The following is a 19,370-nucleotide window of genomic DNA, read 5'->3' as shown; positions in this document are numbered from 1 at the left end:
CTTCAATAAATCACAACAGGCTGCCTCCGGGCGGCCTTTTTTATGGCCGCAATCCGGATGGTGAGCGGTGCAACGGTCGGATGACCAACTCAAAGGTAACAACATGAAACTGAAGACAGTAGAAGTAAACGGTAAGCACTACGCAGAAGTCGATGCTAATGGCCTGCCGGTTTACGTGCATGACGACGGGAAAGAAATTGGCTTCGATGCCGCTCAGGCTGTCAGCAAAATCTCGGCACTGAATGGCGAGGCTAAATCCCATCGCGAAGCCAAAGAAACTGCCGAAGCCAGCCTGGCTAAATTTGCCAAAATCGGTGACCCGACGAAGGCACTCGAAGCGCTGGATATGATGACCAAAATCGACCAGAAAAAACTGATCGACGCGGGTGCCGTTGACCAGGTGAAAGCGGATATCACCAAAGCGTTTCAGACTCAGCTCGATGAAGCCACTCAGCGCGCGACCACCCTCGAAGGCCAGCTCTATCAGGAAATGATCGGCGGCCGGTTCTCTGGCTCAAAATTCATCGCAGATAAAGTCGCAATCCCGTCCGACATGCTCCAGGCCCGCTTTGGTCAGTCGTTCAAAGTTGAAGATGGCAAAGTCGTTGCGTATGACGGCTCTGGCAACAAAATTTACTCCCGTTCTAAGCCGGGCGAGCTGGCGACCTTTGATGAGGCGCTGGAATTCCTGGTGGAGCAGCACCCGCAAAAAGACCACATCCTGAAGGCCAGCGGTAATCAGGGTACTGGTTCGCGCCAAACACAGCATGCTTCCGGACAGAAGACAATGAAACGTGACTCGTTCACCAGTCTGAGTCCGGCAGATCAGCAATCGACCCTCAAAGACGGTATCACCATCGTCGATTAATTTTTTGCCAGTCGTCGGATGGCGGCTGGTGCCAGAGCTGGATAGCTCAACCAACCCTATATTTAAATCTCCAAGGAATCCATACACATGGCTAACACACTTACCGGGTTGATCCCGACTATCTTTACGGCTCTGGATACCGTTTCTCGCGAGCAGGTCGGTTTTATTCCGGCCGTATCGCGCAATGCCAAATCTGATGCGGCAGCGAAGGACCAGACTGTTACTGCACCGGTTGCGCCACCTGCAACCACTGTTGACATTACGCCGGGGGCTACTGCACCAAATGACGGTGACCAGACGATCGGTACAGTTGATGTCAAAATCACCAAATCCAAAATGGCCCCAGTCAAATGGAACGGTGAGGAACAACTGGCGTTGGGGCCTGCAGGGACATACAACACCATTCTTGCAGATCAGTTTAAGCAGGCTTTTCGCGCGCTGGCTAATGAGATGGATGCAGATCTCGCGGCTTTGTATTTCGCATCCTCCCGTGCGGTCGGCACTGCCGGTACTGCTCCTTTCGGTATTGCAGGTGATTTGTCAGATGCGGCAAATGCGCGCCAGGTTCTCTCTGACAACGGTTCGCCGACAACTGATCTGCAGATGGTTCTCGGTTCTTCGGCTATCGCTAATCTCCGCGGTAAACAGTCTGTTCTGTTCAAAGTGAACGAGTCCGGTACTGATGCGCTGCTGCGTGAAGGTATCGTGGGGCGTCTGGAAGGTTTCAACATCCACGAATCTGCACATGTTAAGAAACGTGCAGCATCTCAGGCTGGCGGGTATCTGGTGAATGGTGCAAAAGCTGAAGGCGAAATCCTGATTGCGATTGATACCGGGACAGGTGCTTTTGCTGCCGGCGATATCGTGACTTTCGACGGGGACAACAATAACTACCTGGTTGCTGCGGCGACTGCCACGACTATTACTCTGGCTGCTCCGGGCTTACGTCAGGCGCTGGCCGATAATACCGCTATTACTGCTGATGGTACCTACACCGCAAATATGGCGTTCGATCGTAACGCATTTCTTCTGGCTTCCCGTACGCCTGCAATGCCGCAGGGTGGCGACACTGCGGATGATGTGATGAACGTTACCGATCCGGTATCTGGTATTACTTACCAGGTGGCGCTGTACCGACAGTACCGCCAGGTACGCTACGAAGTTGGTCTGTCATGGGGCGTGGCGGCAGTGAAAACAGAGCATAGCTGCTTAATTCAGGGTTAATTATCAGGGGGCTGCGGCCCCTTTTTAATGGAGGGTTTATGGCTGGACTAACCAAAGAGCAGCGCGCTCAGCGAGCGGCGGAAAAACTTGCTGCTGAACTGGCGGCAAAAAACAATTCTGAGCAGCAGGAGCAGCAGGAGCAGCAGGAGCAGCAGGAGCAGCAGGAGCAGCAGGAGCAGCAGGAGCAGCAGGAGCAGCAGGAGCAGCAGGAGCAGGGTGCTCAGTTGGTTGCTATGTTCACTGACTTCCCGGCATTCCCGGGTGCGCCCACCACCGCAGACATTCATCCTGACGAAGTCGAAAACTGGAAGGCGGCAGGCTGGCGCATGAAGGAGTGATTCATGATCACCTACATCATAGTGGCGGACGTTGATCAGATACTCGGTGCCGACTGGACTGATCCCAGTAAAAAAACAAAATCGGTACTGATGGCTAACACTTGGATGAATGGTCTTGGACTGAAATTACCATGTGACGAAAATACCCACGAAATCATTATCCCTGATGATGTGAAGCAGGCTGGGGCGTATGCCGCACAGGCGGCAGCGAATGGCGGGTTGTATCAACAGAAAACCAGCTCTGGCGTGCTTACCAGCGAATCAGTTGATGCCGATGGCGTGAGCGTGTCGGAAAGCTACGCCGAAATGGCAACAAACAGCACATCTTTGCTGGATTCCGATCTGCAACTGGCGCTGGCAATGCTCAAACCATACGGCGCCAACACTTCTCAGATTCGTCTTGTCAGGGGGTGATGTGGGGATTCGTGACAAGATTCAGACGAAGGTCGCAAAGGCCTTTGATACCAAGCTGGCGGATGCTGTCAACGATTTCACCGGCTCTTACGTCATCCAAACCGGATGGGATCCGGTAACGGAAACAGGCGGTGAAACCACCGTGACCTACACCGGGCGCGGCGTTCTGTCGAAATACAGTCTCAACCGCATTGACGGCGTCAATATCCTGCAAGGTGACCTGAAATTAACCGCGCTGACGAATGAAGTTACCGACGAGCCAAAAGTCGATCACATCATCACTGCACCAGACCTGATTACCGGCGAACAGCAACGCTACAAGGTCATTATCGCAGGAACCGATCCGGCGAAAGCGACATATTCCATTCAGTTGCGGAGGGTGTGATATGGCGAACGGGTGGAGTATCGACCCCTCTGTTTTTATGAATCAGGTTGAGGAAGACGTTGGTAAAAAATTGCGTTTTATCTCGCTTCAGTTACTGAATGAAATTGTCTCTCGCTCTCCGGTCGATACCGGGCGTTTCCGTGCGAATAATCAGGTGAGTATTGGCTCTCCTGAATACGGCACCACCGATACAACAGATAAAAATGGATCGGCGACTTTTCAGCAAGGCAGCGCTGTTATCGCGCAAGGAAAACCTTATTCAGTCATCTACATTCAGAATAACCTCCCATACGCGGAACCTCTGGAGAATGGTCACTCGCAGCAGGCTCCGGCAGGTATCTACGCTGTCTCATTCCACGGTGTAACACAGGCCTACAAATGACCCTTACAGAAATTCGTAACGCTGTCATTGCTCGTATGACGGCGCAGACAGCTATTGCTGAAAGTGACGTGACATACCCTAACGACCCGACATTCGACCCGAAAGGAAAGGATATTTGGGCGCGTGTGACAAACATAGCCGGTCAGGCAGGCGCGACGGAAATCGGCGCGGGTCCCGTTGTACACAGAACGGGGATTGTCATTATCCAGCTTTTTGTTCCCGCCGGTTCTCACTCATTACCAATAACTCAGGCCGCCGACAAAATTGTTTCTTTGTTCGAGTTCCGGGATGACGGCGCACTGAGCTATTTCGCAGCATCAGCATACGAAGTCGGTGATGCCAATGGTTGGTATCAATGGAACATCAACATCCCTTATCGCGCGACTTAGCGCCAAATAACAGGAGGTCACCAGATGTCATCTGGAGCCAAAGTTCTTAGTGCATTCGTGCGCGAAATCACTCCCGGAGTGACTCCAACGGGTATTCCGTGGAACCTTTTTAAACGTACAAGCTGGGGTGTTGGTCCATCCCAGAATACCAACGACAACGATGAGATCGGCGGCACCCGAATGGCGCAGGGCGCTACGCTGGGAACGGTCGATGTTGGCGGCGATGTCGGAGCAAAATTCCGCTATGGCCAGCATGATGACTTCCTGGCTTCGTGTTTTGGCGCGGAGTGGGCGGGTAATGTGCTGACGATGGGGAATGACCGTATCTCTTTCTCACTCGCAACATACGCGTCGGACGTTGGTATTGCCTCCATTGTTCGCGGCGCGCAGGTAAGTGTGTTCCAGTTGGCGGTCCCGAATGATGGCGACGTTACCGCGACAGTCACATTCGCCGGGCTGGGTTGGGACTCAAAAGCAGACGATACGAGTTACATCACCGGTACTCCTGCGGATAATGCTGGCGAACTGCGTTACTCGTTCAAAGAGGTCACAGCAATCAACCTGAACGGGATCGACGGCGGTGATGGTTTCTGTATCGATACCTTCAACATCCAGTTCGACAATAACGTCCAGACGCAGCGTTGTATCGGCACCGGTTCACCGTTTGCCGGGGCGAACATCCCTACCACCTTTACGCCGTCTGGTTCGATCACTTTGTCGTGGTCAAAAGCCGCGTGGGAGGTCTGGAGCAAAACGCTTACCGGCGCAACCGTGCCATTCAGTTTCACGCTGGCGAACGACGAAGGTCAGTACACTTTCACTTTCCCGAAAGTGCAGGTCGCTGGTGACTGGCCGGATGGCGGCAACACCGAAATTATCCAGGTTCAACTGGATATCACTGCGGCCGACGAGTCGCCGACGATTACCCGCGCTGTTACCGTCCCAGCCACAGCAATCAGCGTAACGCCAGCAACTTCATCAGGTGATGTCGGTACTTCCGTTACGCTGACAGCGAGCCTTACTCCGGCTGGTGCGACTGATGCTGTGCAGTGGGAGTCATCAGATCCGACTGTCACAACGGTGGTATCGACAGGCCAAAAAACCTGCCAGGTAGACAGAGTTGGCGACGGCACTGCAACGATAACCGGTAAAGTGCGAGGCTTCACCGCCACAGCCGAGATTACCGTAACTGAACCATAAGTTTTCCCTTGCCCGTTCCGCTCTGCATGGCGGCGCGGGCTTTTTTCATGCAGGAGTTATTAATGATCATCTTAACCCCACGAATTGATATTGGTGGCGAGCGCTGGTTTACACCACTGAAAGACCTGAAACCCATTGAAGGGCTGAAACTACTCGTCAGCAGCATTGATAACGATCAGTACCGCTCGCGTAATGCGCTTATCCGCCGCCATATTGAAAGATGGATGCCAGTTACCAGGTGGGAACCAGCGAATTTAACTTGTCAGTGGTCGGGGAAATTGACTCTGCCGATGACCTGCTGATCGACAACTGCGCGCGTTACTTGCTAAAAGACTGGAAGGGTGTCGGTGAGCTTGTTGATGGCGAAGAGATTCCGATTGAGTACACGCCGGAACGCGGTGCTGCACTTATGAAACAGGAACCGGCGATTTACTGGCAAATTCTGGCTGAAGCTGCCAGCATCGCCCAGGGAAAAGAGCAGCAAAAGCAGGTAACCGTAAAAAAGCCGTCGAAGCGCAAAAGTGGCTTATTGAGTTCGGCGGGGAGAAGGGCGAAAAGGCAAGGTGGCGAAGGGAGAAATTAAAACTCCCGCCAATTCCAGTGCCTGAAATTGACGGTGTGACAGGGGAAATCCTCAACGCCTACTCCGTTATCTCCCGCTCCCGTCTGTATGCAGGGATGGCGGGCGCACCGTTGCCGATCTCACTTCATGATATTGAGCGCTTTCTTTCTGCACGCCCCGTCCTCATTGACCGAGAAGAATTTGATGCTGCGATATTCGCACTTGATGATGCATGGCGTGAGCAGTGGGCTAAAGAGCAGAAGAATCCAAAGACAAAGATCCAGTAAAAATCTTACCGCTGGTCTTTCCATTTTTTTTAATCCCTTACAATTGGTATGGTTTGTGCAGTTTTTAATCACAATTGTGAGGATATTAAAATGAGTTTTCTATTAAGACAGATAGATGAGCGGGGAAATATTGATAACGAATGTGCGATTTATCATTGCCTGGCGGACAAGAATGAATTCAGCGCATTGCTGGCTGACAGTGAGTATATAAGAAATTGCTCTATCGACCACCATCTAGGTAACGCATATCAATTTCGTTGCTGCAACTGCAAAAAAGATGATGTTGTTTTTGTTCATACAAAAATTGGTGTAGCCAAATCAGAGACGCAACCCTCTGGAATGACAATACATCATGTGTATCTTGGGTTGAATTCCGCCGTTTGGGGTGACTACGACGACAGATTAACCATGCTTGAATTGTAATAAGTAAACTAAGTAATTGTTATTTGAAAACCCGCTCAGGCGGGTTTTTTGTTGGAGAAATAATGAAAATATATAGTGCATTCTTTCATCCAAATGGATTTTTTATCAATGCCGAATGTCCCCATGACTTTTGGGTGTTACTGAGCCGGAGTCTGGGGTGGGGGAAATTTGTTCGCATTCGTGATGGAGACCCGGTTTCTACAGGAGGCCGTGCAACGCTGTTTGAATTGCGTGAAACGCGTCCGGCAAGCGAGCCAACCCCATATCCAGTAATTTCAGATTCAAATGTTTTATGGCATCTTCAGGAAGCTTGCGAAGTGTTGAAATCATTGCCGACTTCTCCTCTTCTGTCGCTAACCCGGACGAACTGATAATAGATTCCAGTGTATTTATGGTATCGCTATGAAGGCGGACATTTACAACATTCAGGATGGCACCTAATCCACCATCATTACGGACGAAGTCTATACCCTTACTGGTTATCGCCATCAGGTCATAGGCAATCTCATAGCCCCCGCCAATATATTGATCTATACGGCAGGTGAGCAGGCCATGTCCTTCGAGGTATCTCAGGTTGGCGATGTAGCTATGCTGCCCACCGAACCGTTGCTCAAAACTCTGGCTAATCTGACGGGTTATGCCTTCTGGAGCCGCTTCGTACAGAGCCATGAGGATATCTCGTTGAACTGAGCGATCAAACTTATCCATGCTTATTTTTCCTTAACAGAGGTAATCAGCCATCCCTCTTTACCTGTGTGCGCCAGTGTCCCACCACTGACGGGCTGAACCTCAACCATAGCCAGGTATTTAAATTAGTAACACCCTGATATTCAGACAGTAGCCGCCACAGTGCGGCTTTTTTATGCCCGGAGATCTCAATGTCAGAACAGACATCCCGCCTTGCCATCATTATTGATAGCACCGGCGCAGAAAAAAATGCTGAAAGCCTGACCAGCGCCCTACATGGATTGACTGAATGGGGGCAGAAAGCAGCGGCCAGCGCCGGGAAGGTAACAAAAGCCACCGAGGAAGAATCGGCAGCATTATCGGAACTGCTTGACCGCATTGACCCGGTTAACGCTGCGCTGAATAAGCTGGATAAACAACAGCAGCAACTCGTGAAATTCAAGTCGAAAGGCATGCTGGACGATGAGACCTTTGATGTCTATTCGAAAAAAATCGATGAGGCACGTAACCGTCTCACCGGGTTTTCCGCCCAGTTGAAAAATACTGGCATGTCTGCAAAGCAGACCGCTTTTGCCATGCGACTTGTTCCAATGCAAATGACCGATATCGTAACAAGTTTAGCGGCAGGGCAACCACCATTGATGGTTCTGTTACAACAAGGGGGTCAGTTAAAGGACATGTTCGGCGGCATTGGTCCGGCAGCCAAGGCTATGGGGGGATACATTCTTGGGTTAGTTAATCCTTTCACCCTGGCGGCAGCCGCTGTCGGTGTTCTTGGACTGGCTTATCACCAGGGGAGCCAGGAACAGGATGCTTTTAATAAATCACTTATCCTGACGGGTAACCAGGTAGGGAAAACATCGGGGCAACTGGCGGACATTGCTGCGCGCGCTGGTGTGGCGGCAAATTCAACCACGGGAGCCGCAGCGTCGGTACTGAATCAACTGGTAGAGTCAGGAAAGGTTGCCGGTGATTCGCTGGAGCGGGTGACTACTGCCGTTGTTAAAACAAGCGAAGCCACTGGAATTGCGACAGACCAGTTAGTTGGTGATTTCAACAGCATCGCCGCCGACCCTGTGGCAGCCATCTCCAAACTTAACGACCAGTACCACTTCCTGACGCTGGCGACTTACAACCAGATTAAAGCGCTTCAGGAGGAAGGGAATCAGCAGGAAGCGGCGCGTGTTGCCAGTGAAGCCTATTCTTCATCGTTAATTCAGCGCTCGAATCAGATTAAGGAAAACCTCGGCACACTCGAAAGGGCGTGGAATTCGCTGGGAGAAATGGCTGGAAAGGCATGGAATGCCATGCTTAATGTCGGTCGCGAATCATCTGTTGAACAGAAAATTCAGCAGACTCAGGATATGCTGGACCGCGCTAGAAGTGATCTGGCAAATATGCAAAAAGGCGGTTCTGTAGATACTGGTAATTACGGATATGGTCGCCAGAGCGATTCATTAGGCGCGCAGCAATCACGACAGAGGAGCAAAGATCAGGAAACACTGGTCAGCAACCTGGAGAAGCAACTCTCTTTGCTACAAGGTGAGGAGATCTCACAGAATCTCATCAACGGACTGGTTGACGACAGGAACAGGAAAGAGCAGGAACACATCAAGATTCAGCAGGATGCGGATCGCGTCAACCAGCAGTTCCTGTCGAATGCTGATAAGCGCAATAAAGCTATTGAGCAGCAGAAAAAGTTCCTGGACGCCGGCGCAATCAGCGCGGAACGGTACGCGAAAAATATCTCGCGCATCAATGAAATGTATAAAGACCCAAAAACGCCAGGAGCGCCAAAAGGTAAAGCCGTTACTGAAGATGCAGGGCAACGCATGATTGATCAGCTCAACCAGCAAAATGCCCTGCTGGTTACTCAGGCTGAAGCAACAAACAAACTGTCTTCTTCTGAACAGGAACTCATCAAATGGCGTCAGCAGCTTTCCTCTCTGGAAACACGGTCACCATCCCAATTAACTACCGCACAAAAATCGCTACTGCTTCGTAAAGACGAAATTACTTCATTGATGGAGCGCAATGCCCAACAGGAGAAAAATAACCGCCTGATGAAGGAGGCGACGGAACTTGCATCGTATCGCAGCACGCTTGAGATGGGACTGGATAATTTACGGGCCAGCTATGCTGTTCAGGATTCTGGTTTCGGTCTGGGTGAGAAGCAGCAGAAACAGACGCAGGAACTGCTTCAACTGGAACAAAAATATAATACTCAGCGACAGCAACTTGATCGTGATTATGCAGATAAATCGAAAGGTATGAGCGAGGAAACGTATAACGCTAAATCACAAATGCTGACCGATGCGTTAGGCCGCGAGAGGGCAATAATGCAACAACACTATGAAAACCTCGACGCGATGAACAATGACTGGCTGGGCGGCGTGGAGCAGGGGTTTCGAAACTGGATGGATACAGCATCGACATATTCTACCCAGATGTCTGGCGTTGTTCAGGGAGCGATGAGTGGTCTTGTCGACACGATGGCCGATGGGTTAAGCGGTAGTAAAGCGGACTGGAATGAGTGGTCTATGAGTGTTCTGAAGTCCCTTCAAAAAGTGCTACTGAACGCGATGATCGTAAACGGCATCAAATCAATGCAAGGCGCAGGTATTTGGGGCTCGTTATTTGGTTCAGCGAACAGCGGTGGATCGACTCCTTCCGGAGCCTATGGCAGTGCATCAAGTGGGCTGGATTTCTTCAAACAAAATGCTAAAGGTGGGGTTTATGACTCTCCATCACTTAGCGCATATTCTGGCGGTGTATTTGATTCACCGAAACTTTTTGCCTTCGCAAAAGGCGCTGGTGTATTTGGTGAAGCAGGGCCGGAAGCAATTATGCCACTTGCCCGAACGCCTGACGGGAATCTGGGGGTCAGGATGATGGGAGCGCAGGGAGGGGGCTTCTCTGGCGACATAATCGTCCAGCAAACGATTCATGTTTCAGGAAATGGCGACGCTGCATTGAATCGCGCAATGGAAGATGCTGCCAGAAAAGGGGCTGACGACGGCGCCAGACGGGCCAGACAGGAAATGCTTCAGGATTTTCAGAGCCGTGGGCAGGGGCGGAGATTACTAGGAGTTTAACAGATGGCTGATGTATTAGAGTGGCCAGGGCCTCGCCCTTCATCCCTCAACTGGTATCTCGAGTCGAATACCAAAACATTCAGATCTCCATTCAATGGCTCATCCCAGGTAGCGCGCTTTCCGGGAGCCCGGTGGAAATGTACTGTCGGATATGACGTTCTGGATGACGCTCAGGCCAGAAAAATTGAGGCAGTACTGGCGTCACTGGACGGTGAATATGGACGTGTGAAAATTCGCGACTGGGGGCGTGATGGTGGCTCGACTGCCGCCGCAGTGTTAGTGACGGATGCGAATCAAACAGGAAGTAACCTTTCAACTAAAGGCTGGCCGGCTAATACAATGGTGATGCAAGCCGGTTACTACCTGACTGTAAATTCGGAACTGAAAAAAGTGACTGAGGATGTATTCAGCAATTCCAGCGGTGTTGCTGTGATCCCTATATCCCCAATGCTGCGGTCATCTCCAGCGGCAAATAGTACGGTAGAGGTGCGAGAACCATGGGGGATATTCAAGCTTTCAGATAACTTGCAGGGCGCATTTGACCGTAAACCGGGTGGGATAACGTCAATGACTATTGAATTTGAGGAGGCGTTTTAATGTTGTATTCCCCATTTTCTGACGCAATGGTTGACTGGCTTTCCCGCGACCGGGTGACAGTGGTGATCGCTGCCAGTGTTCAGTTTGAATCCGGCACTGTTTACGTGCATTCCGGTACCGGCCCGATCGTGCTGGGTGGTTATGTTTATTACGGCATGGGGCGCATGGGATCGATTGATGATGCTACCGAGACGAACACGACCAGCCCGACGCAGGTGAAGATGACACTTTCCGGGCTTGACCTGTCACTGTTCGCCAAAACACTTAATGAACGCTGCGTTGGTCGCAATGCTGAAATCTATCTGGTTGCGATGAACGATAACGGTGTGGTGCAGGTTGCCGATCTTCTGTTTAAAGGGAAAGTATCGGGTACCGGGGCTACTGCCGGGGAAACCAACGCCCTGCAATACACTATCAGTAATATTTTTGAAGACTGGCAACGACCTTTCCCGGATCGCTATACCGACGAATCACAGCAAGCCTCTTATTCTGGCGACCGCATATTCCGCTATGTGGCGCAGATGGCTGAGCGTTCCATTTTCTGGGGCAACAAAAAGGATGCGCCTGGGTTTACTTATAAGTGAGGAAGCATGAAGCACCCTGACTGGCAAAACAGATTAAATGCAGTGATGAAGGCCGCCATTGAGCGGCCTTTTTCATGGGGTAAACATGACTGTTGCCTGTTTGCGGCTGACTGCGCACAGGCCATGTGTGGCGATGACTATGCGGCAGACTGGCGTGGAACTTATGACAGTGAAACCGGCGCAAAGAAAGCGATTCTTACAGGTGGCGGGACGCTGGAAAAAGTGATCGGCAAATACCTTGACGAGGTTCCGGTGAAACTGGCGCAGCGTGGTGACATCGCCATCGTCGAGAACGGCGGGGCAAAGTGCGCTGGCGTGGTGTATTCCGGTTCGGTCTGGGTGCCTGGTGAAAATGGTCTGGTGAGTTTACGGGTAAGACCGCTGAGTGTCTGGAGGGTTCGTTAATGCCGGCTGCTATTCCTGTCATTGCGACTGTTGCAGCAGGTGCTGCTGCTTCGTATCAGTACTACGGGATCGCAATGGCGATCACCGTTGCTGCCCAGGTCGCAACTCAGGCTCTCACCAAAAAACCATCCATCGATTCATACCGTGACACATCAGAACGTAAACAGGTTCTTCGTGCGGCTGCCAGCGCCAAAACGGTTGTTTATGGACGTACCACTGCCGCCGGTACGTTGTTCTTTTCAGAAGAGCAGCCAGGCGAACAGGCTGACGGGGAGATGCTGCATCTGGCGGTAGCCCTCGCAGGGCATTCATTATCCAGTATCGGAACGGTATGGCTCGGCGACGAACCCATCAGCAGTTATCCCGAGCATGCCTCATTCCAGTTGCACACGAACCGGCAGACAGCGGATCCATTCATGCTGGCGAACTGCCCGTCATGGAAAAATGACATGATCGGCAAGGGGATCACATGGCTTCGTGTCTCCCTGAAATTCAGTGCAGAGAAATTCCCTTCCGGTATTCCCAATATCAAGGTAGAGAAGTTTGGGCGCGTCGTATACGACCCGAGAACAGGCCTGACCGGATACAGTAACAATGCGGCGCTGGTTATCCTGGACTATTACCGCAACTACCTGAAGGTTCCTGATTCAGACATCAACTGGGATCAGTTTCAGGAAGCCGCCAACATCTGCGATGAGGATGTGATCACCGGCGGTAATACCGTCGAAAGACGCTACACGATCAACGGTGAGTTTGACCTCAGCGAAAACAAGGTGAGCATTCTGGAGGGGATGCTTGCGGCCTGTGCAGGAGACGTCACCTATATTGCCGGAAAGCATGGTTTGCTGGTTGGTGCGTACTATGGCCCGGCAACGGAAGTGATCACTGAAAGCCAGCTGGCCGGTGATATCGAAATCATGCCGGAAGTCTCTCAGGCGGAACGTGTTAACACTATCAAGGGAACATTCGTCGATCCGCAACAGGGGTTTACTGAAGCTGATTTTCCATCCGTATCTGTAAGCGAGTGGGTGGCGGAGGACGGCGTCGAAATTTCGCAGGATATGAAACTGCGATTTGTGACGAGTGAGTTTCAGGCTCAGCGCCTGGCTGATGTGAAGTTAAAGCGTACCCGTATTGCCAGAACGATGAACGTTACGCTGAATCTCAGCGGCTACCGATATCGTCCCGGAATGTATGTGAAGGTCAATTTCCCGTCTATCGGCATCGTGAACGTTGAGATGCGGGTGACGGACTGGAAATTCGGTGTGCAGAATGGCGTGCAACTGACACTGAAACAGGAAACGGCTGATGTATGGGGTGATGCTGTTGGAAAGCCTATAGAGCGGCCTCCGTTCACTCAGTTGCCGTCCGGTGGTGTTGCCCAGCCGCAGAACATGAAGTACACCGTCGAAGAAATTGGTCAGGTGGTCCAGGGGATACTGTCCTGGGAAAATATCGGGCAGGTTGTCTATAACAAAGTCGTCATTCGTCGTAATGGCCAGATGGTGCTTTCTGCCCAGGTGCCGGGTTCTTTCACTCGTCTGACTGGGTTGCCAAGGAATACCTACACGGCTCATGTTTCAGCGGTGAATCAGATGGGGGCTGAATCGCCGGAAGCTTATCTTGAGTTCAGTGTTGAAGCGCCGCCGCCGCCCTCGCATGTTGATATTGAGCAGGGTTTCTTTGCGGTGACGATGATCCCCCGCCTTGCTGCTATCACCAACGTTTCTACCCAGTTCGACTTCTGGACATCAGGTGAGACGCAACTGTCGGGCACCTCAACTGAGATCGTTGAGGGCAATGCCAGCAGAGAGGGGATGGGTACCACCTGGACCAGCAATCAGTTGCAGGTTGGACATACCTATTACTGGTATATCAGGACCATTAACGCATTCGGCGCTTCTGCATTTATCGAAGTCCCTGCTCTGTGCTCAATGGATACAGGAAGTCTGATCGACCTCATTGATGATTCTGTTCAGAATTCCGAAGCGTTCCAGAACGTTAAAGGCGGGGTTGATACAAACCTTGAAGGCATAATGGAAAATGCCCTCGCCAATCACGGCACGGTTCAGCGTCAGTTTGAGCAGTATGGTGAAGTCAAAGCCGAAGTTATGACGGTGACCACTACGGTTGCAAATCTGGATGGCGCATTCGCTGAACTGGCTGATTATGTACAGGCGCAGATCGGGCCGGATGGGGAACTGATGGCGGCTGTAAATCAGAAATTAACAGCTGAAGTGAACAACGATGGTACTGCGAAAGCGTCGTACACACTGAACCTTGGAATTGTCAGAAACGGTGTGAAATATAACACCGGGTTTGGCATGTCCATCGAGCCTTCAGGCAGCACATATAAATCCACAGTGGTTTTTGCTGCTGATCAGTTCGGCATTTATTCTGGTAGCGATCCGGGAAATTACACCGCCGCCTTCTTTGTCTATAACGGGCAGGTATTTATCCGCGATGCGCTTATTCAGGATGCCAGTATCACCAATGCCAAAATTGCAAACTATATCCGTTCCAATAATTTCCTCGCCGGAACACGTGGCTGGAATATTGATAAGAGTGGTGACTGTGAATTCCATGGAAAACTGTATGCGACCAGCGGCCAGTTTGCATTTAACGGTGTGAACAATACGGTCGTTATTAACGGGAATGGAATTACTGTCAATCTGTCTGGTGGCGGGCGCGTCGTTGTTGGTAAATGGTAGGTGAATTATGCCGGAAGGTATTCTGATTGATTATAACGATGGTCGCCCGGTGATGGCGATTACAGCGGGGCTTCGTGCCCCGTCATTTTGTACGAACTTCTCGGGGCGCGGCACGGCAGGTAATCAAATGACAATAAGCACTCCGCTAACGGCCGGGTCACAGGTGATTGTCGTTCCAACGAAGCCGGTCGAAGTCCAGGAAATCATCGATAACCAGGTATTTCTTCAGATCCCCGTATCGATGGCGTCAGTTGCACGAAATGGAAATAGCGGAGTAATCATCAACGGCGGTCCTCAGTTCGGCTACAACCTTACCCCGCAGGACTGGCGCGGCACGGTTCTTGAGATATTGCCAGCTGGAACTTATAACACCGGCCTGCTGGTGGCTGACTCTACCGATTTCACTGCTATATCGAACAACGCTAAATTAATGACATGCGCATGGGTTGGGCAGTGGGTTGTGAATGGGTCTCGTGCCCTTCCTGTTAGCGGGATACCCTTCGCCCGCTGGGATAACGGAGGTGTATCAGTAGGATTCGACGGCACCAATATTATCGTGCGGGATACTAATTATACCGGGTCTGACGACGTTACAGGGAGCGTTACATTAGACCTGGTCATATTCAACAACACGGCCCCGGTTGGGGGACCTGGTATCACCATGACTAACGCAGCGGGGCAGGTGACATTTTCCACACTTAAGCGCCCGTTTATTTACGAACGCCTTCTGGCCGTGTCCGACAGTAACCAGTCCGTAGGAACCAGTTTTACGCAATTATGTTTTGTCGGGTCAAATAGCCGCAAGATTGGCGATTACGATAATGTGCGCTTTAAGGGGATGATTCGGTCCGGAAATAATATTCGTGCCGGGCTTAATCGGGTTGTTGGTAACTATTATAACCAGGGATTCGACAACAGGTTTAACCAAAACATCTCAATGCCAATCCTTGTCCTTCCCCCTATGTATTGAGGAAATAATATGTCAGCAGGAACATTAACCCTGACCAATAACTCAGATTTGGTCTCCGGGGCAGGCACCTCATTTTCCACAGAACTGATCGCAGGTGATTTCGTTGTCGTTATTGTTGGTGGTGTTACTTATACGCTGCCGGTTAAGTCCGTCGAAGGTGATACTGAAATCACCCTCATCAGCAAATATCCCGGACCGACACAACAAGGTTCTGCGTGGAATGCAGTACCACGTGCCACACAGAACCAGGTTACGGCGGCGCTGGTGGTGCAGAGCACCGAGGCATTGCGTGGGCTGAACTACGACAAGCAAAACTGGCAGGCCGTATTCAGTGTGGACGGTCATATCACCGTCATGTTGCCTGATGGCTCATCGTTTTCAGGCCCGTCATGGAAGAGCATTGCAGAAACGCTGAGCACACTTGATGTTGATTACCTTAATCAACTTGCCGCTCAGATCAATCATGATGCGCAGCAGGTTGAAACCGATAAAAACACGGTTGTTAACACGGCAGAGCAGGTATCAACTGATGCGCAGGCTGCGTCCGCTGCTGCGACTGGCGCACAGGGCTCAGCTTCTGATGCAGCCGAGAGTGAAACTAACGCTGAAGGCTATAAGGACCTGGCTCGTAAATATGCGCTTAATCCGGAGGATGACCCGGTAACAGGTAACGAATATTCAGCGCTTCACTATTCGGAGAAAGCGAAGAAATCCGCAGCAGAAGCGGCATCTCACAATCCTGCTGAGGCACTCGTTAAATCGCTGAACCTGTCAGACCTGGCGGACCGTGCCGCCGCCTGGCTTAACGTGCGTCCTCTCGGGTCTACTCCGCTTGCAGGCGACCCCGTAAACCCTTACGACGCAGTGACCATGCGTTGGGTTATGAATTATGTCGGGGGCGGCGGCGGTACAGGTCCGACGATGAACGGGGTGCAAAACTACGGTGTCGGTGAAAGTACATTATGGGATACTCGTGCGTTCATTCCGTCGTGGGCGCTGCCGAAAGACGGCCAGATTGTTAACCGTGCAGACTGGCCTGAATTGTGGGCGCACGCGCAAATGCAATCGCCAATTGACGATGCTGTTTGGTTAGCTAACCCAGCGCAGCGCGGTAAATATTCCGCTGGTGATGGTTCGACAACTTTCCGTTTACCAGATATGAACGGGGTACAATCCGGCAGTATTCCAGGGCTGTTCGGACGTGGTGATCAGGGCGGCTCGTTGCCAGCGGGTAACGTTTACGAAAGTGCAGCGCCGGAAATAGCAGGGACCTTAAACTTCAGGCAAGTTCGAGCGCCCGCAGGGGAGTTAGCTAATAACCTGGTAGGGAGTGGCGGATCTTTTACTGTTAATACCGGCGCGACAGGGCAGTACGGGCCTATTAGCCTTAACAGCACGCTCGCAACGTCTTTGCAGTTAATATCGTTTAAAGCTTCAGATAGCAGTCTTGTATATGGGCGTAGCGCTAATCAGGTATGGCCCAACTCTTTTGTCGGTGTCTGGATCGTGCGTGCGTCCGGTGGGTTCACGGCGGCAAATACGTTATGGTCCGTAATCAACGAAGACGCAGAGGCACCCGGTGCCGGTGTGGTTACTCGTGGCGGAGATGTGCGCAGTTCTTATAAAATCGCTGGGGTAGAAGTGGCGCGCGGTTCGCTGTACGCAACGCATAGCACGTTCTCTTCAGGTTTCAGAAATGTAAGCGCCGTGATAGAGGCCTGGAGCACAGACGCTTCGACTTCCTGGTCCTTTAACCACGCTGGATACATCACGGCTAACATTCCCGGCGGGAACTTTAACTTACAAGCTGACCCCGGCGTTACCGGAGGAATGTTTGCAAATGGCGATCGGTTTGTAGGTCTTGGCCTTCGCGACCAGAATACAGCAAACGCCGACGCCGTTGGTAAAACGTGGATGATGGCGCTAAACGGGGTTTCAGGCTTGCAGTTTATCGCCCGTAACAGAGCGCAGTCTAACGTAGGCCAGCTTGTTATCAATATGCCGTACTCCAACGGTACATTAGCCCTTCAGGGGACATCCGGTCTGGCATATAAACACGATGTGACGGACGCGGATCTGACGGAAGCAGTAAATCGCATTGACGCTCTACGCATGGTCAACTTCATTTACAACGATGACGAACAAGAGCGTGTACGATTCGGAGTTATTGCAGAAGAGGCCGAGAAGGTGGCGCCGCAATACATCAAACACAACTCCGAAGAAATCGCCGATATCATGGACGAAGACGGTAACAAGATCGGGGCGGAAACTCGCGACCGTCCGTCGGTAGACAACAACCCGATCGTGATGGACTTGCTGGGGTATGTGAAACACCTGAAGGCAGAGATCGAAATGTTGAAAACTGCATTGAAGGGTTAATTAACTGAAGGGGCCGGTTGGCCCCTTTCCCACGCGAACTCTATCTCCAGTTTTGCTTTCCCTGCCTTACCGCTTCCATAATGGCCGCTCCTGTATGCTCGTATTCTGGAAGCGAGAGAACTTGCCAACTTTTCCGCAGGAATGCCAGGATGCAGCAACGCTCACCTACGGTACCCTTGATGGCAAAGTTGCGCATGTTATCCGGTGGGATGGGGAGACGCTCACCGGGTTTAGGGAAATAGATTCTGATCCCCGATATGATCAAGCTGTCCATAGTTCACTCGCTCACCAGCCACATGTCAGATTCTTCGAACATTTCCTCAAGCATGCGGTTCAGCCTTTCTTTCTCAGTTTTTGTGCAGTCGCTGTTTAAAGCATTGGCCTGCATTGGCTTTACCTTCACCTCGGCATCGGGAAAAATCCGGTGCACCCGCTTTGTCAGTTCTGCCAGAATGATGCTACTTGCTCCTGGCAATCCAGCAACGTTTCTCTTGTCATAAACCAGCTCAACAAACATATTTTCCCTTCCCTCTTTACTGGTTGGATATACAGTATTTATACTGTGTTTTTATCCAGCACTCAAAAGAGGGTGAAATGATGTCACGACGTAGCGATATTGAATTAGCCTGGCATGCTTCGATACAGCAAGAACCGAACGGCCGGAAAACTGTCACCACGCAGCAGTTTGTCCAGGAACTGAGTAAGGTTAACTGTCACTGGAGCATGAAGCAGGCCAACGAATGGATCGAATGGTACGTGACAACCTTCCATGATGTATCAACGCAGGAAGGTGAGAACCGTACATTTCAGCTCTTCAATCCAAACGGAGGACTTTAGCTATGGGCTTCCCTTCACCAGCAACTGACTACGTTGAAAGGTGCCTGACGGTCGATGCGATATGCGGGATCTTGATGAATAACCGAGTATTGGAAATATCACTTGGGTAAGCGGTAATCGACGTATTACTGAAGCAGGAATTGACTTGTCCCATAAAATGACAGGAATTGTCAAAAGCTTTGACATTTTCAGTGGTAAGGGCCTCATCACCCCTTCAGATGGCCGAAAAGACGTTCTGCTTCACATTTCGGACGTTAACTCCCGTGAATCAGAATTACTCATCTCAGGAAACCGCATTGAAATTTGCCGGTTCAACGATCTCAGGGGGCCTATGGCTGCGAACATCTACCTTTCCTGAATTTCAGTGCTTCAAAATAAATAGATTAAAACTTAACCACATGTGATACGGTGAAGCTCATTCATTGAAAGGTTAATGGTTATGTCTATTATCAATTACGCAATGAAACTTTTCAGCGGTGCGTCTACCGCCACCGCCACCTGCCCGGTTTGTGGCTTAAAATCAGCTCAACCCTTGTTAAAAATCCGGCGCAATCAGGCCATGCTTTGCCCCGGCTGTAAGGCTCTGTTTATCTCCCGACGCTAATCCCAACTAAAACAGCATTCAGAGCCCAT

Annotated in this window: 20 protein-coding genes and 4 pseudogenes; 21 read left to right on the top strand and 3 right to left on the bottom strand. The window is 51.1% G+C overall.

Annotated elements, in window-relative coordinates; all coding sequences use genetic code 11:
• Nucleotides 1-103: 103 nt before the first annotated feature.
• The 11 genes and pseudogenes from GBC03_19300 (at nucleotide 104) to GBC03_19250 (ending at nucleotide 6,472) form a co-directional block, all read left to right on the top strand.
• On the top strand, nucleotides 104-868 hold the full coding sequence (locus tag GBC03_19300; GenBank protein QFS72199.1) for a hypothetical protein: 765 nt from the start codon (nucleotides 104-106) through the stop codon (nucleotides 866-868).
• Between the two features lie 87 nt (nucleotides 869-955).
• Nucleotides 956-2,092 carry a P22 coat - protein 5 family protein gene (locus GBC03_19295; GenBank protein ID QFS72198.1) on the top strand — a complete coding sequence of 379 codons (1,137 nt, stop codon included), beginning with the start codon at nucleotides 956-958 and terminating at the stop codon, nucleotides 2,090-2,092.
• A gap of 38 nt (nucleotides 2,093-2,130) precedes the next feature.
• A complete protein-coding gene (locus GBC03_19290; GenBank protein QFS72197.1) occupies nucleotides 2,131-2,430 on the top strand; it encodes a hypothetical protein in 300 nt (99 codons plus the stop codon).
• 3 nt (nucleotides 2,431-2,433) lie between these two features.
• Nucleotides 2,434-2,844, top strand: a complete 411-nt coding sequence (locus GBC03_19285; protein ID QFS72196.1) for a protein singed — start codon at nucleotides 2,434-2,436, stop codon at nucleotides 2,842-2,844.
• 1 nt (nucleotide 2,845) lies between these two features.
• On the top strand, nucleotides 2,846-3,229 hold the full coding sequence (locus tag GBC03_19280; GenBank protein QFS72195.1) for a glutamate 5-kinase: 384 nt from the start codon (nucleotides 2,846-2,848) through the stop codon (nucleotides 3,227-3,229).
• A gap of 1 nt (nucleotide 3,230) precedes the next feature.
• Nucleotides 3,231-3,611, top strand: a complete 381-nt coding sequence (locus GBC03_19275; GenBank protein ID QFS72194.1) for an HK97 gp10 family phage protein — start codon at nucleotides 3,231-3,233, stop codon at nucleotides 3,609-3,611.
• The gene (locus GBC03_19270) at nucleotides 3,608-4,000 is read left to right on the top strand and encodes an electron transfer flavoprotein subunit beta (GenBank protein QFS72193.1); all 393 of its coding nucleotides are present in this window, start codon (nucleotides 3,608-3,610) and stop codon (nucleotides 3,998-4,000) included. Before GBC03_19275 ends, GBC03_19270 begins: the two co-directional genes overlap by 4 nt.
• Before the next feature lie 24 nt (nucleotides 4,001-4,024).
• Nucleotides 4,025-5,200 (top strand): Ig domain-containing protein, encoded by a 1,176-nt coding sequence (locus tag GBC03_19265; protein ID QFS72192.1) that lies wholly within the window; start codon nucleotides 4,025-4,027, stop codon nucleotides 5,198-5,200.
• A gap of 62 nt (nucleotides 5,201-5,262) precedes the next feature.
• Nucleotides 5,263-5,783 (top strand): annotated as a pseudogene (locus tag GBC03_19260) (hypothetical protein).
• Nucleotides 5,784-5,800: 17 nt separating this feature from the next.
• Nucleotides 5,801-6,049 carry a hypothetical protein gene (locus tag GBC03_19255; GenBank protein QFS72191.1) on the top strand — a complete coding sequence of 83 codons (249 nt, stop codon included), beginning with the start codon at nucleotides 5,801-5,803 and terminating at the stop codon, nucleotides 6,047-6,049.
• A gap of 90 nt (nucleotides 6,050-6,139) precedes the next feature.
• Nucleotides 6,140-6,472 (top strand): hypothetical protein, encoded by a 333-nt coding sequence (locus GBC03_19250; GenBank protein QFS72190.1) that lies wholly within the window; start codon nucleotides 6,140-6,142, stop codon nucleotides 6,470-6,472.
• A gap of 198 nt (nucleotides 6,473-6,670) precedes the next feature.
• Here the strand turns inward: GBC03_19250 and GBC03_19245 are convergent, their stop codons facing one another.
• Entirely contained in the window at nucleotides 6,671-7,180 is a 510-nt protein-coding gene (locus tag GBC03_19245; protein QFS72189.1) for a hypothetical protein, read from the bottom strand.
• Between the two features lie 170 nt (nucleotides 7,181-7,350).
• Between GBC03_19245 and GBC03_19240 the strand changes: the two genes are divergently transcribed.
• From GBC03_19240 to GBC03_19205, 8 genes and pseudogenes are all read left to right on the top strand, one after another.
• Nucleotides 7,351-10,254, top strand: a complete 2,904-nt coding sequence (locus tag GBC03_19240) for a phage tail tape measure protein (protein QFS72188.1) — start codon at nucleotides 7,351-7,353, stop codon at nucleotides 10,252-10,254.
• A 3-nt stretch (nucleotides 10,255-10,257) separates the two neighbouring features.
• Nucleotides 10,258-10,851, top strand: coding sequence for a hypothetical protein (locus GBC03_19235; GenBank protein QFS72187.1), 594 nt, complete (start codon nucleotides 10,258-10,260; stop codon nucleotides 10,849-10,851).
• Nucleotides 10,851-11,435 carry a hypothetical protein gene (locus GBC03_19230; protein QFS72186.1) on the top strand — a complete coding sequence of 195 codons (585 nt, stop codon included), beginning with the start codon at nucleotides 10,851-10,853 and terminating at the stop codon, nucleotides 11,433-11,435. The genes GBC03_19235 and GBC03_19230 overlap by 1 nt, the downstream gene beginning before the upstream one ends.
• Before the next feature lie 6 nt (nucleotides 11,436-11,441).
• A complete protein-coding gene (locus GBC03_19225) occupies nucleotides 11,442-11,840 on the top strand; it encodes a hypothetical protein (protein QFS72185.1) in 399 nt (132 codons plus the stop codon).
• Complete coding sequence (locus tag GBC03_19220) at nucleotides 11,840-14,551, top strand: DUF1983 domain-containing protein (protein QFS72184.1); 2,712 nt, start codon at nucleotides 11,840-11,842, stop codon at nucleotides 14,549-14,551. Before GBC03_19225 ends, GBC03_19220 begins: the two co-directional genes overlap by 1 nt.
• 7 nt (nucleotides 14,552-14,558) lie before the next feature.
• Nucleotides 14,559-15,521 carry a hypothetical protein gene (locus GBC03_19215; protein QFS72183.1) on the top strand — a complete coding sequence of 321 codons (963 nt, stop codon included), beginning with the start codon at nucleotides 14,559-14,561 and terminating at the stop codon, nucleotides 15,519-15,521.
• 9 nt (nucleotides 15,522-15,530) lie between these two features.
• Nucleotides 15,531-15,914 (top strand): annotated as a pseudogene (locus GBC03_19210) (hypothetical protein).
• Between the two features lie 477 nt (nucleotides 15,915-16,391).
• Nucleotides 16,392-17,900, top strand: a complete 1,509-nt coding sequence (locus tag GBC03_19205) for a hypothetical protein (GenBank protein ID QFS74067.1) — start codon at nucleotides 16,392-16,394, stop codon at nucleotides 17,898-17,900.
• A 277-nt stretch (nucleotides 17,901-18,177) separates the two neighbouring features.
• On the opposite strand, the gene GBC03_19200 is transcribed toward GBC03_19205, so the two are convergent.
• Nucleotides 18,178-18,417 carry a DinI-like family protein gene (locus GBC03_19200; GenBank protein ID QFS72182.1) on the bottom strand — a complete coding sequence of 80 codons (240 nt, stop codon included), beginning with the start codon at nucleotides 18,415-18,417 and terminating at the stop codon, nucleotides 18,178-18,180.
• Between the two features lie 107 nt (nucleotides 18,418-18,524).
• Nucleotides 18,525-18,593 (bottom strand): annotated as a pseudogene (locus tag GBC03_19195) (DinI family protein).
• 30 nt (nucleotides 18,594-18,623) lie between these two features.
• On the opposite strand from GBC03_19195, the pseudogene GBC03_19190 reads away from it, so the two are divergent.
• Nucleotides 18,624-18,793: pseudogene (locus GBC03_19190) on the top strand (LexA family transcriptional regulator).
• 89 nt (nucleotides 18,794-18,882) lie between these two features.
• On the top strand, nucleotides 18,883-19,095 hold the full coding sequence (cspF, locus tag GBC03_19185; protein QFS72181.1) for a cold shock-like protein CspF: 213 nt from the start codon (nucleotides 18,883-18,885) through the stop codon (nucleotides 19,093-19,095).
• Nucleotides 19,096-19,370 lie beyond the last annotated feature (275 nt).

This window comes from Citrobacter telavivensis, assembly GCA_009363175.1.
In the GTDB taxonomy this organism is placed as follows: Bacteria; Pseudomonadota; Gammaproteobacteria; order Enterobacterales; family Enterobacteriaceae; genus Citrobacter_A; species Citrobacter_A telavivensis.
The sequence above is the reverse complement of the archived record's forward strand: the minus strand, read 5'-3'. Positions and strand labels throughout refer to the sequence as shown.

Coding starts and splice junctions, on each gene's coding strand:
- GBC03_19215 (QFS72183.1), top strand. CDS start 14,559: ATGCCGGAAGGTATTCTGATTGATTATAACGATGGTCGCCCGGTGATG.
- GBC03_19220 (QFS72184.1), top strand. CDS start 11,840: ATGCCGGCTGCTATTCCTGTCATTGCGACTGTTGCAGCAGGTGCTGCT.
- GBC03_19290 (QFS72197.1), top strand. CDS start 2,131: ATGGCTGGACTAACCAAAGAGCAGCGCGCTCAGCGAGCGGCGGAAAAA.
- GBC03_19270 (QFS72193.1), top strand. CDS start 3,608: ATGACCCTTACAGAAATTCGTAACGCTGTCATTGCTCGTATGACGGCG.
- GBC03_19250 (QFS72190.1), top strand. CDS start 6,140: ATGAGTTTTCTATTAAGACAGATAGATGAGCGGGGAAATATTGATAAC.
- GBC03_19225 (QFS72185.1), top strand. CDS start 11,442: ATGAAGCACCCTGACTGGCAAAACAGATTAAATGCAGTGATGAAGGCC.
- GBC03_19240 (QFS72188.1), top strand. CDS start 7,351: ATGTCAGAACAGACATCCCGCCTTGCCATCATTATTGATAGCACCGGC.
- GBC03_19275 (QFS72194.1), top strand. CDS start 3,231: ATGGCGAACGGGTGGAGTATCGACCCCTCTGTTTTTATGAATCAGGTT.
- GBC03_19235 (QFS72187.1), top strand. CDS start 10,258: ATGGCTGATGTATTAGAGTGGCCAGGGCCTCGCCCTTCATCCCTCAAC.
- GBC03_19245 (QFS72189.1), bottom strand. CDS start 7,180: ATGGATAAGTTTGATCGCTCAGTTCAACGAGATATCCTCATGGCTCTG.
- GBC03_19295 (QFS72198.1), top strand. CDS start 956: ATGGCTAACACACTTACCGGGTTGATCCCGACTATCTTTACGGCTCTG.
- GBC03_19230 (QFS72186.1), top strand. CDS start 10,851: ATGTTGTATTCCCCATTTTCTGACGCAATGGTTGACTGGCTTTCCCGC.
- GBC03_19200 (QFS72182.1), bottom strand. CDS start 18,417: ATGTTTGTTGAGCTGGTTTATGACAAGAGAAACGTTGCTGGATTGCCA.
- GBC03_19285 (QFS72196.1), top strand. CDS start 2,434: ATGATCACCTACATCATAGTGGCGGACGTTGATCAGATACTCGGTGCC.
- GBC03_19265 (QFS72192.1), top strand. CDS start 4,025: ATGTCATCTGGAGCCAAAGTTCTTAGTGCATTCGTGCGCGAAATCACT.
- GBC03_19205 (QFS74067.1), top strand. CDS start 16,392: ATGCGTTGGGTTATGAATTATGTCGGGGGCGGCGGCGGTACAGGTCCG.
- GBC03_19300 (QFS72199.1), top strand. CDS start 104: ATGAAACTGAAGACAGTAGAAGTAAACGGTAAGCACTACGCAGAAGTC.